Here is a 12882-nt window from a genome sequence, read left to right on the forward strand (position 1 = left end):
CGTAAAGTATGAAGAAGAAAATTTTAATTGTTGATGACGAGCCAAATATTGTAATGTCATTAGAATACGCTTTTAAAAAACAAGATTTTGAAGTGTATATTGCAAGAGATGGAAGTGAAGCTTTAGAGATATTAAAACATCAAACGCCTAACATTGTTTTGTTAGATATTATGATGCCAAACGTAGATGGATATCAAACTTTACAACATATAAAAAATACGGTTAGTTTAAAAGATACTAAAGTGGTCTTTTTAACGGCAAAAAATAAAGCTTCAGACGTTGAAAAAGGTTTAAAACTTGGAGCAGATAAGTATTTAACAAAACCTTTTTCAGTAAAAAAACTAGTTTCAGAAATATTGGAACTTTTACATTAAAGAGAGTCTTTAACGCTATTAAATATTGATTTTGTGTGCAAACAAACAATGTTTAATTAAAATTTAAAGACATGAAATTTCAACTAAATCCGCTTGCATCAGATATTTTTATCAGTATCTATGCAGTAAGTACATTGTATTTTAGGTTTAAGTTTGAAGATAACGGAAACATAGATCCTATACTTTCGGTAGTTTTAGGACTTTCTTTTGTGACCATTATTTGGGCGCTTATTAAACTTAAAATATTAAAACCTAATTGGTTTGGCTTGCTTAATTCTAAAAAAGCGAGATCATGAAATACCGAAAATTTTATCAAAAAAGTATTCTTCATCCAGAAGATTTCTGGGGCAAACAAGCAGATAAATTAGATTGGTATAAAACACCGACTACTATTTTATCAAAAGACAAACAGAACTATTATCAATGGTTTGAAGATGGAGAACTTAATTTAAGTTACTTGTGTATTGATAAACATATTAAAGATGGTTTTGGAGATCAAAACGCCATTATTTATGACTCACCAGTAACCAATACAAAACTGCATATTACCTTTCATCAATTGCATCACGAAGTATCTAAACTTGCAGGTGGGTTACAACAATTAGGATTAAAAAAAGGAGATACTTGTATTATTTATATGCCTATGATTCCGCAGGCAATCTATGCAATGTTGGCATGTGTTAGAATTGGCGTTATTCATTCGGTTGTATTTGGAGGTTTTGCTCCGCATGAGTTGGCTATCAGAATAGATGATTGTAAGCCAAAAGCAATTATTACTGCTTCTAGTGGAGTAGAAATAGAGAAGATAATTCCGTATAAACCTTATGTAGATGCCGCTATTGAGAAATCAGTAAATAAGCCAGAAAAAGTAATTGTTTTCGATAGAAAATTAGGGGTAGAAGTATCAGTGAAAAGTTACGATGTAGATTATACGGATTTAGTTGAAAAGTCTGCTTCCATAGAACCTATTTCAGTAGCGTCTATACATCCTTCATATATTTTATATACATCAGGAACCACAGGAACTCCAAAAGGAATTATTAGAGATACTGGAGGTTATGCAACTGCTTTAAAATTTTCTATGAAATATATTTATGGAGTAGATAAAGGAGATGTTTTTTGGGCTGCAAGTGATGTTGGTTGGGTGGTAGGACACAGTTATATTGTATATGCCCCATTATTAAACCGAAACACAACGGTGCTTTTTGAAGGAAAACCAATTAGAACGCCAGATGCATCTACTTTTTGGCGCGTAATTAGTGAGCATAAAGTAAAAGTGATGTTTACGGCTCCAACGGCTATTAGAGCAATCAAAAAAGAAGATCCTAATGGAAGGATGATTAAAAAATACGATTTATCGAGTTTGAAATATCAGTTTTTAGCAGGAGAACGTTGTGATGTAGCTACCTTAACTTGGACAAAAGAACATTTAAAAGTTCCGGTTATAGATCATTGGTGGCAAACCGAAAGTGGTTGGCCAATGGTAGCGAATATGGTTGGTGTAGCATTGCAAGAAGTAAAACCAGGATCTGCAAGTTTTCCTGTTTGTGGGTATGATATTCAGATATTAAATGAAGAAGGAGAAGAAGTCGCTTCTAGTTTAGAAGGATTTGTTGCAGTAAAACTGCCTTTGCCTCCAGGCACTTTAATGAATCTTTGGGGCAATCCAGAACGCTTTCAAATGGGATACTTACATCGATTTCCTGGATATTATTTTTCAGGAGATGGCGGCTACAAAGACGAAGATGGATATGTTTTTATTACCGGAAGAGTAGATGATATTATAAACGTTGCCGGACACCGATTGTCTACCGCAGAAATGGAAGAAGTTTTAGCATCTCATAAAGCGGTTGCAGAATGTGCTGTTTTTGGCGTGCATTGTGAAATTAAAGGACAAAAACCTTTGGGATTAGTCGTTTTAAAAAAGGGAGATGGATATAATCAAATACAAATTCAAAAGGAAATTATACAAGATGTGCGTCATGGAATTGGTGCTGTTGCGTCTTTTAGAGATGTATTAATTATAAATAGATTGCCAAAAACGAGAAGTGGGAAAATTCTTCGTAAATTGTTACGCAATATTGCGGATGACTTGCAGTATAATATTCCGTCTACAATTGATGATATCTCGATTATAGCCGAAATAAAAAGCGTTTATCAGAAAAATCACATAGGAATTTATAAATAATTAAATAAACAAAATATAAAACTAACTTGTTAAATTGGCATTCGTAATAAAAATGCCTTAAAAAATAAAACCAATATAAGTATGAGTAATTACCACATAAAACATTTAGAAGAATATTTTAAAGTCTATAGAAAATCTATAAGAGAACCAGAAGTTTTTTGGGAAGAAATAGCAGAAGAGCATTTTTTATGGAGAAAAAAATGGGACAATGTGTTAGATTGGGACTTTTCTAAACCAGAGATTAAATGGTTTGAAGGAGCAAAATTAAACATCACAGAAAATTGTGTTGATAGGCATCTGTCTACAAAAGCAGACAAAACTGCAATTTTATTTGAACCTAATGATCCGAATGAACCTGCAGAACATATTACCTATAAACAATTATCAGAAAGAGTCAATCAATTTGCCAATGTTTTAAAAGAGCATGGAATTAAAAAAGGAGATAGGGTTTGTATTTATGTTCCTATGATTCCGGAATTAGCAATTTCTTTGTTAGCGTGTGCAAGAATAGGAGCGATACATTCTGTTGTTTTTGCTGGTTTTTCATCAACAGCTTTGGCAACTAGAATTAACGATTCTGATTGTAAAATTGTTATTACTGCAGATGGTTCTTTTAGAGGGAAAAAATCAATCGACTTAAAAGGAATCGTAGACGAAGCTTTAGAAAATTGTCCTGGAGTAGAAAATGTATTGGTTGCAAAAAGAACCAAGGCAGATATCAATATGAAAGAAGGAAGAGATAAATGGTTACAACCATTATTAGACAACGCTTCTAAAGAATGTAGCCCAGAAATAATGGATGCAGAAGATCCTTTGTTTATTTTATACACTTCTGGTTCTACAGGAAAGCCAAAAGGAATGGTGCATACAACAGCAGGTTATATGGTGTACACGGCATATACTTTTAAAAATGCATTTCAATACAGAGAAAACGATGTCTATTGGTGTACGGCAGATATTGGTTGGATTACGGGACACTCGTATATTGTTTATGGACCTTTAGCAAACGGAGCAACAACCGTACTTTTTGAAGGAGTACCAAGTTATCCAGATTTTGGTCGTTTTTGGGATATTATAGAAAAACATAAAATCAATCAATTTTATACAGCCCCAACCGCAATTAGAGCTTTGGCAAAACACGGAACAGAATTATTAGATAAGTATGATTTATCATCTTTAAAGGTTCTAGGGTCTGTTGGTGAGCCAATTAATGAAGAAGCATGGCACTGGTACAATGATAATGTAGGTAAGGGAAAAAGTCCTGTTATAGATTCTTGGTGGCAAACAGAAACTGGTGGAATTATGATTACGCCAATTCCTTATGTAACCCCAACAAAACCAACATATGCAACCTTACCATTTATAGGAATTCAGCCTGCAATAATGGATGAAAATGGAGGAGAATTAAAAGGAAATCAAGTAGAAGGAAGATTGTGTATCAAGTTTCCTTGGCCAAGTATTGCACGTACTATTTGGGGAGATCATCAACGATATAAAGAGACTTATTTTTCAGCCTATAAAGACATGTATTTTACTGGTGATGGAGCGCTGAGAGATGAGGTTGGGTATTATAGAATTACAGGTAGAGTAGATGATGTAATTATTGTTTCTGGACACAATTTAGGAACTGCACCAATAGAAGATGCTATTAACGAACATCCTGCAATTGCAGAATCTGCCATTGTTGGTTTTCCACATGATATTAAAGGAAGTGCATTGTATGGATATATTACCTTAAAAAATGCTGGAGAATATAGAAATCATGATAATTTAGAAAAAGAAATCAATCAATTAATTACAGATAGAATTGGTCCTATTGCTAAATTAGATAAAATTCAGTTTACAGAAGGATTGCCAAAAACACGTTCTGGAAAAATTATGAGACGTATTTTACGTAAAATAGCTTGTAACGAAATGGATAATTTAGGAGATACAAGTACGCTGTTAAATCCAGAAATAGTGCAAAGTATTATTGATAATAGAAAGTAATTAGATATATTTTTTATTTGTAAATGGAAAATCAGATTACGTTAGAAGATAAATTAAAAGAAAGAATTAAAGAACTAACTTGTTTGTATAGAGTTAGTTCTTTAATTAAAGATAGCGGTTTTAATGATTTAAAAGAATTATTAAAAGAAATAGCCCTAAGTCTAAAAGAAGCAGTTAGATTTCCTGAAGAAGCATTTGTAGAAATTAAAGTAGATAATTTTGTTTTTGTTGAAGGACAAAAAAGGGAAGATGCTATTTTTATTATTTCTGCTATAAAATCTTTTGGAAAAATTAAAGGATCTGTAACCATAGGTTATTCGAAGCAAAAATTTTCTGAAAACTCTTTTTTAGAAGAAGAAAAGCTATTGTTACACCAGATTGCTTCAGAAATTGGCGATTTTTTAGAACGAAAAGAAATCAATGAAAAAGAAGAGATTGCCAAAAGACAAATTGAAAGAGTTGGTAGACTCACTATTTTAGGAGAAATTACTGCGGGAATTGCGCATGAATTAAACACACCTTTAGCGAACATTTTAGGTTTTTCAGAATTATTAAAAGAACAATATAAAGGAGATAAAGTTGGGCGTGAAGACTTGAAAAAAATAATAAATAGTGCCATCTATTCTAGGGAAGTAGTTAAAAAATTAATGTTTTTTTCTTGTGAAATGCCTCAGCAAATGGTGTCTGTAGATATCAATATTATTATTAATGAGGCAATTAGTTTGTTAAAGCCTAGTTTTAACAAGAAACACATACGTTGTAATATTACTTTTTCAAGTGATGAAATTTATTTAAAAGTTGATAAAATTCAGTTAACCCAAGTCATTTTTAATTTGGTAATTAATGCTATTTACTTTTCACCAGAAAGAGGAAAGATAGATATTAATGTTATTGAAAAAACTAAAAATGTACAAATTAGAATTTCTGATGAAGGCACAGGAATAGAACCAGCTAATTCCGAAAATATTTTTAATCCTTTTTTTACAACCAAACCCACCGGAGATGGTTCTGGTTTAGGTTTAAGTGTTGTACACGGAATTATTAAAAGTCATAAAGGGACTATAATTCATCAACCAAATTCGCCAAAAGGTGCTATTTTTGTTGTTAGTTTTCCCAAAAGTTAAAAGATGCTAAACAAAGAAAATATATTAATTGTAGATGATGACCTTCTTATTTTAGAACTCATACAAAGGCATTTACAATCTTTAAATTATCATACTTATAAAGCGATATCTGTTAAGGAAGCATTAGAAATTTTAAAAGATACTTCTATAGATTTATTAATTACAGACCTGCAAATGCCAGATGTGGATGGTTTAGAATTAATTAAATATACGTCTGAGCATTATCCTAAAATTCCAAAATTAGTAGTTACAGGTTTTCCTTCAATCGAAGGAGCTTTAGAAGTAATGAAATCTGGAGCAGTAGATTATATTACGAAACCTTTTACAAAAGAAGAACTTAAAAAGGCAGTTTTAAAATCTTTAGAAACAAAGTCTAAAGAAGATAGAGTTACTAAGATAAAAGTAGCTGAAACTCATAAACCGTATGGCGAATTGATAGGAGCATCGCCTGCAATGAGAAAAGTAACTGACGTAATAGATCGGTTAAAAAATAACAAAGCAACAGTTTTTATTTATGGTGAAAGTGGAACCGGAAAAGAGTTGGTGGCACGTTCTATTCACTATATGGGTAAATATTCCTCAGCACCTTTTGTTGCCGTAAACTGCGGAGCAATTCCAGAGAATTTATTGGAATCAGAGTTATTTGGTTATGTAAAAGGAGCATTCACGGGTGCGGAAAAAGATAGAAAAGGCTTTTTTCAGGCAGCCAATAATGGAACTATTTTTTTAGATGAAATTGGCAACGCTTCTTTAGCAACTCAATTAAGATTATTGCGCGTTTTACAAGAAAAAGAAGTGGTACGAGTTGGTTCTCAAAAAGCAGAGAAAGTGGATGTAAGAGTAATTGCTGCAACAAATATCAATCTAAAAGATTTAATTGAAAAAAAGCGTTTCAGAGAAGATTTGTATTACCGATTAACAGTTGTAGAAATTAAGGTACCAACTTTAACAGAAAGGAGTTCTGATATTCCGCTATTGGTAGAAAAGTTTTTATTCAAATACGGAATAGAATACAAAGACCGTTTTTTAAAGATTACACCTGAAGCTTTAGAGGTTCTAAAAAACTATTATTGGCCAGGTAATATTCGGGAATTAGAAAATGTAATACAAAGAGCTATTATTATGTCTGATAGAAATGTAGATGTAGAACACTTGCCAGAGCATATAAAATATCAAATCGATTTTTCTAAAACAGATAAGTTGTTGTCTTTAAAAGAATTTGAAAAAAACTATATTTTAAAGGTTTTAGTAGCTACAAATAATAATAAAACCAAGGCGGCAGAGATTCTTAAAATTGATAGAAAAACACTCCGGGAAAAATTAAAATAAATACATTTTAAAAACGAGTAAAAAAGTAGCAGTTGGGGAATATTTCCTCAACTGTTTTTTTTTGTAATAAATACCGGATTTAGGTTAAGTGGTTGATTCAGTGTTGTTTGTTTGTTATTGTTGTTTTTTTGGATATAAGTGGCATATGACTTGCTATTAGATAGTTGTAATTAAAAAGATAATTATGGTTTTCAATAACAATAGTTTATGTAGTACTTGTATTCATAAAACAGACTGTAGTTTAACATCAAATAAAAATGCTATTTGGGCTTGTAGTGAATATGAAAAAAAAGATTTATTAGAAACAAATGCAATATCAGATTTTAATTTCTAAGAAATTGAAATCATTTAATTATAAAATTGTTAGTAGAGAAGTAAAAAAATAAGCTGGTTAAACAAAGTTAGATCGAAAATATATTAAGCAGTTTGACAGTGCTAATTAGTTTGTAAATTCAAAGCTTAATTAAGAAATATTTAATGTAGCCAATAATTAATAGGTAATTCATTTTCCTTTAAGAATGGGCAATAAAGATGTAGAAAAAATAGTATTGCTATAACTCCAGGTATTTTATATTATTCTGGAGGTATTATAGATTGTTATTTTTAGTGCCTTTACAATAAAAAGGGAGAAGTATTTATTAAGGAATTAAATCTTGCAGAAAGTAGGCAGATAGCTTTATGCTTTGTCAATAGATGGATTAGAAAGAATGTATGTAAAATGTGGTTTTTTCCATAGAATTAAATTTTGAAAAAATGAAGTATGGTCAGTTAATTATAGAAGAAAATGAGTTTTTAATAATTGAAAAACTCTTAAATTTAAATAAGGTAGTCGAGTCAAAAACGGTAAAGAGTCATATTTTTAAACTACAAGAAGAATTAAGAAATGTAACTAAAGTTGTAACGGAAAAAGAAATGCCTGCAGATGTTGTAAGGCTTAATTCATTAGTTACAGTGCGTTCTTTAGATGGTTTATGGGAGAAAACTTTTGAGTTGGTTGTGCCTTCTAAAGGAAACGTTTTACAAAATAGAATATCATTATTATTACCAATGGGTACCGCGGTTTTAGGGTATGCCAAAGGCGATTTAATTTTATGGGATTTTCCTGGAGGACTAAAAGAATTAAAAGTTTTAGAAGTAATGCAGCCAGAAAGTATAACAAAATAAATAATTATTATGCAAATAGATAATGAGCAAACTGAAAATCAAATAATTCAAAAACGAAGTCTAAAGGAAGTAAAAAGATGGATGTTAGAACTGAATGAAATTTCACAAGAATGTAATGATATTGAAATGAATGGTCTTGAAGGAGATCATTTAAGTAAGGAAATTACTGCTATTCTTGAAAATAATAAGATGATACATCAAACACTTTTGGAATATAAAAATGTCTTAGACAATCCAACGGAGTGTATTGATTTAGCGTGTGATTTATTTTTTTACAAAGAGCATAAAAAAAATAGAAATCTATTTATAGAGCATTTTAATGATTATAAGAAATTGAAAAAGGAATATGATTTAATTTAAGAATTGTTAAGTTAGTTTTTTTGTAGGTGGCTCTGAATTAGATTTAGAGCTGCCTTTTTTGTTTCAATTTTACACTAAAACTAAAGTTTTTTTTTCGCTATTAAAGTCCAATTCTTTCATTGCTTCTTTGCAAATAAGCTATGGAAATAACGGTGTTCTTTTTCTTTAGAATACAAAGTAGTTTTACAAATAAGATTGCAGTAATAAAAGCATCTCCAGAAGCGGTGTGCCTATCGTGTTGAGGAATGTTAAACCTGTGAGATAATTGATCTAAACTAAAATGTTTTTTTGAAGTATCTAATTTTGATTTTACAAATAAATGCCCAGTGTCTAATACTTTATTTTTTAGTTTGGGTAAGTTTAAACGCTTTAAAGCTTGGTTTATCATGGCAACATCAAAAGCGGCATGATGTGCTACTAAAACAGCATTTTTAATATGCTCCAAAAATTGAATGATTCCTTCTTGTTCAGTTACTTTATGTATAGTTCCTTGCTTTAGAATACCATGAATCTTTACAGTTTCTGTGTTGAATAAATCTTGTGTAAGATAGCACTCTAAATTGTCAGAAACTTTTATTGTTTTATCAATAACAGCGATGGTTCCAATGGATAATATTCTGTCTTTTTTGATATCTAAACCTGTTGTTTCAGTATCAAAAACTATAAATCGAATGTTTTTAAATTCAGAGTTTTGTTTCCCTCTGAAACATTCTTTATAGGATTTCCAAAAAGGTGGATATACTTTTTTTCTGAACCAACTCATACTATAAAAATTGTGAGAGTTTAAATCGAGTCTGAATTAAATCTTGCACCTCTTTTACTGCTTTAAAACAGCTTTTTAATTCCAAACGATTGGCTTTGCTTAATGTTTGTAAATCTATAAATCTACCCGAATCATTATGTAGTAAACCTTGTTGAGTTCTAAAGTAAAGAAGGTTTTTAAACGCCTCTAAACAAGCCAAAAAGACCTCTTTATTTTGTGGTTCTAATTCAGCTAATTTTTCATATCTAACAATGGTATTGTTGTGTGTTTTTATGTTTTTTGATAAGATTAATAAACGAGCAGCATCTACCAAAGGCATCATTGCACGTGCTTTAATATCAAACTGATCTTTATGCTCTCCATCTCGTTCTACTAGAAATTGTCTAAAGAAACTTAACGGAGGTGGATTTTTTAAAGCATTTAAACCTAAATACGTTAAAAAAATATCACGAGATTCTATAGACTCAAAAATACTTTCTGCTAAAGAGCTGACTAAACTTTTATCACCATAAACAAATTCAAAATCAAAGAAAATAGTACACAACATTAAGTTGTCTTTATCTGGAGTTGTAATCCATTTTTTAAATTGCTGTTCCCATTGAGAAACCGATAAACACCAGGCAGGATTGCTTGCCATCATATCTGCAGGACACAATTCAAAACCAACAATTTCTAATTTTTGATTGATTTTTTTAGAAAGTGTTAAAAAATATTCTTGTGTTTTCTCGTACTCATTTTCATCAACATTATTAAAAACAAATGCATTGTCTTGGTCTGTAAGTAACAATTGTTCTTCTCTACCTTGACTTCCAATGGCTAACCAAGCAAAATTAGTTGGAGGTGGAGTTGGCATTTCTTTTATAGCTTGATCAATAATTTTTTGCGTAATACTTTCGTTAATGGCAGAAAGTATTTTAGTGGCAAATGCAATAGGAATTTGCTGTTTGATATAGCGTTTTAAAAGGTGTTCTGCTCGTTTTCTAACCTGTTGTAATTGTTCGGGAGTTGAGGTTCGTTTTACTTCTTTTACCAATGCATACGCATTATTTTCTCTAACCACAATAATATCATGTTCGGATAGAACACCTGCTAAATCAGAATTTGGTGTGCCATCTTTGGTAATACACAAATGCGTAATTTTGTATTTTAACATGGCAATCTGTGCTTCTGCAACGGTAATATTTTCTGGATAGGTAATTACAGGAGATGACATTATTTTAGTAACAGGTTCTTCAGTAGAAATAATTCCTGTAGCAATCTTAATCCGTAAATCTTTATCGGTAATAATACCTAAAGGTTTGTTGTTTTCTGTAATTATGATAGACCCCACCCGTTTGTGCGTCATAATAATTGCCGCTGCTTTTATGCTCGTTTCTGGTGAACAGTTAATTGGGTTCTTAGAAAAATCGATTGATTGTTCTTCAAAAAAATCTTGTGTCTTTTCTGTAGATTGATTTTGAGGTTTTGGTTCTGAATAGCGTGTGTTAGAAACAAAGCTCGTCATTAAAAAAGCACTCGCTTCTGAGTTTGTGGTGATATAATTCTCAAACAATTCAGCAGACAAACTATAGACAATGCTTTCCTCTAAGGCTTTTGCTGTTAATTTGTAACTGTCTTTGCGCATAAGAGCTCGCAAACCAAAAATATCACCTTCATCACATTCATCAACTAAGGTATTTGTTTCTTCTTCAAACAAACCAATTGCACCATCTTTTACTACGTAAAATTGATTTTTTATGGGGGTTCCTGTGATAAATAAATCCGTATCTTTTTCTAAATAAAGGATGTCCACAGCCTTACAGATTGCCAATAATTCATCTTTGGGCAACATGTTAAAAGGAGGGAAGTCCTTTAAAAAATCTGAAATACGTTTTGCAATAGTGTTCATGATTCTAATTTACAATAAACGACTTGTTTTAAAAAAGTTATCTCTTAATATGGCTAAATGACTGTAGTTATAATGGGATGTTTCCGTGCTTACGATCTGGTCTCACTATTTCCTTATTTTCTAACATAGAAAAAGCCTTTATTAACTTTCTTCGGGTATCTTTTGGAATAATTACTTCATCTATAAAACCACGTTGTGCAGCGCTGTATGGATTGGTGAAAAGTGCTGCATATTCTGCTTCTTTTTCTTTTAATTTTTCTGCTGGTTTTTCAGACGATTTAATTTCTCTTTTAAAAATAATCTCTACAGCTCCTTTAGCTCCCATAACTGCAATTTCTGCACTTGGCCATGCAAAATTCATGTCTGCTCCAATATGTTTAGAGTTCATAACATCGTACGCGCCACCATACGCTTTACGTGTAATTACGGTAACTCTAGGCACTGTAGCTTCGCTAAAAGCATATAATAATTTTGCTCCGTGTACAATAATACCATTCCATTCTTGGTCCGTTCCTGGTAAAAAACCTGGAACATCTTCAAGCACTAACAGTGGAATGTTAAAAGCATCGCAAAAACGCACAAAACGTGCACCTTTTTTAGAACTATTTACATCTAAAACACCTGCTAAAAACTGTGGTTGATTGGCTACAATTCCAACACTTCTTCCGCCTAATCTAGCAAAACCAACAATAATATTTTCAGCATAATCTTTATGAATTTCATAAAAAGAATCTTCATCTATAATTCCGGATATGACTTTGTGCATATCATACGGTTTGTTGGCATCTAAAGGAACAATGCTAGAAAGTTCTTCTCTAATTTCATCTTGTAATTTAAAAGGTAAAAGGGGAGGAGTTTCTTTATTATTTTGAGGTAGATAACTTAAAAGTTTTTTAATGTCTTCTAAACAAGTTACGTCATTAGATGAGGTTTTATGCGCTACTCCAGATTTTGTAGCATGTGTACTTGCGCCACCTAGTTCTTCACTTGTTACTTCTTCATTAGTAACCGTTTTTACTACACTCGGTCCTGTGACAAACATATAACTTGTATGTTCTACCATAATGGTGAAATCGGTCATTGCGGGAGAATAGACTGCACCACCAGCACAAGGTCCCATAATGGCAGATAACTGCGGAATGATACCCGAGGATTGTACATTTTTGTAAAAAATATCGGCATAACCGCCAAGAGAACGCACACCTTCTTGAATTCTTGCACCACCAGAATCGTTTAGTCCAATTAAAGGAGCACCAACTTTTAGTGCCAAGTCCATAATCTTACATATTTTCTCTGCATGAGTTTCCGATAATGATCCTCCAAAAACAGTGAAATCTTGAGCAAAAACGTATGTTAACCTTCCGTTTACGGTTCCATAACCAGTTACAACGCCATCACCATAATAAACTTGATATTCCATACCAAATTCTTTTGTTCTGTGTGTAACTAAAGCGCCAATTTCTTCAAAAGAACCTTCATCTAATAAATACAAAACACGCTCTCTTGCGGTTAATTTTTTCTTTTGATGTTGCTTATCAATTTTATCTTGACCACCACCTAAATAGGCTTGAGCAAGTTTGTCGTTAAGGATTTTTATTTTTGATTCCATTATTGTGTTTGTTTTCTCGCAAAGTTGCTAAGGCGCAAAGTTTGGCTAGTTGTGTTGTGTGTTTGTTTTCTCGCTAAGGCTCAAAGACGCAAAG

12 protein-coding genes are annotated in these 12882 nt (G+C 31.8%); 9 read left to right on the plus strand and 3 right to left on the minus strand.

Annotation, left to right across the window (positions count from 1 at the left end):
• The first annotated feature begins 8 nt into the window (after positions 1-8).
• The 9 genes from WHD08_RS18435 to WHD08_RS18475 all read left to right on the plus strand — a co-directional run bounded on the left by WHD08_RS18435 (position 9) and on the right by WHD08_RS18475 (position 8528).
• The gene (locus tag WHD08_RS18435; protein ID WP_165733564.1) at positions 9-374 is read left to right on the plus strand and encodes a response regulator transcription factor; all 366 of its coding nucleotides are present in this window, start codon (positions 9-11) and stop codon (positions 372-374) included.
• A 71-nt stretch (positions 375-445) separates the two neighbouring features.
• Positions 446-670 carry a hypothetical protein gene (locus WHD08_RS18440; RefSeq protein WP_208889756.1) on the plus strand — a complete coding sequence of 75 codons (225 nt, stop codon included), beginning with the start codon at positions 446-448 and terminating at the stop codon, positions 668-670.
• Positions 667-2562: an acetate--CoA ligase gene (locus WHD08_RS18445; RefSeq protein WP_244183283.1), complete on the plus strand. Its 1896-nt coding sequence runs from the start codon at positions 667-669 to the stop codon at positions 2560-2562. Before WHD08_RS18440 ends, WHD08_RS18445 begins: the two co-directional genes overlap by 4 nt.
• 81 nt (positions 2563-2643) lie before the next feature.
• Positions 2644-4551: an acetate--CoA ligase gene (gene acs, locus WHD08_RS18450; protein WP_240915493.1), complete on the plus strand. Its 1908-nt coding sequence runs from the start codon at positions 2644-2646 to the stop codon at positions 4549-4551.
• 23 nt (positions 4552-4574) lie between these two features.
• Positions 4575-5675, plus strand: a complete 1101-nt coding sequence (locus WHD08_RS18455; RefSeq protein WP_165733562.1) for a sensor histidine kinase — start codon at positions 4575-4577, stop codon at positions 5673-5675.
• Positions 5676-5678: 3 nt separating this feature from the next.
• Positions 5679-7004, plus strand: coding sequence for a sigma-54-dependent transcriptional regulator (locus tag WHD08_RS18460; RefSeq protein ID WP_208889755.1), 1326 nt, complete (start codon positions 5679-5681; stop codon positions 7002-7004).
• Positions 7005-7188: 184 nt separating this feature from the next.
• Positions 7189-7338, plus strand: a complete 150-nt coding sequence (locus WHD08_RS18465; protein ID WP_165733560.1) for a hypothetical protein — start codon at positions 7189-7191, stop codon at positions 7336-7338.
• Between the two features lie 419 nt (positions 7339-7757).
• On the plus strand, positions 7758-8168 hold the full coding sequence (locus WHD08_RS18470; RefSeq protein WP_165733559.1) for a GreA/GreB family elongation factor: 411 nt from the start codon (positions 7758-7760) through the stop codon (positions 8166-8168).
• Positions 8169-8177: 9 nt separating this feature from the next.
• Positions 8178-8528 (plus strand): hypothetical protein, encoded by a 351-nt coding sequence (locus tag WHD08_RS18475; RefSeq protein ID WP_165733558.1) that lies wholly within the window; start codon positions 8178-8180, stop codon positions 8526-8528.
• A gap of 100 nt (positions 8529-8628) precedes the next feature.
• Here the strand turns inward: WHD08_RS18475 and WHD08_RS18480 are convergent, their stop codons facing one another.
• From WHD08_RS18480 to WHD08_RS18490, 3 genes are all read right to left on the minus strand, one after another.
• Positions 8629-9291, minus strand: a complete 663-nt coding sequence (locus WHD08_RS18480; protein WP_208889754.1) for a 3'-5' exonuclease — start codon at positions 9289-9291, stop codon at positions 8629-8631.
• Between the two features lies 1 nt (position 9292).
• Positions 9293-11179, minus strand: a complete 1887-nt coding sequence (locus tag WHD08_RS18485; protein WP_244183282.1) for a DUF294 nucleotidyltransferase-like domain-containing protein — start codon at positions 11177-11179, stop codon at positions 9293-9295.
• Positions 11180-11246: 67 nt separating this feature from the next.
• A complete protein-coding gene (locus WHD08_RS18490; RefSeq protein ID WP_208889753.1) occupies positions 11247-12788 on the minus strand; it encodes an acyl-CoA carboxylase subunit beta in 1542 nt (513 codons plus the stop codon).
• Between the last annotated feature and the right edge of the window lie 94 nt (positions 12789-12882).

Source organism: Polaribacter sejongensis (assembly GCF_038024065.1).
In the GTDB taxonomy this organism is placed as follows: domain Bacteria; phylum Bacteroidota; class Bacteroidia; order Flavobacteriales; family Flavobacteriaceae; genus Polaribacter; species Polaribacter sejongensis.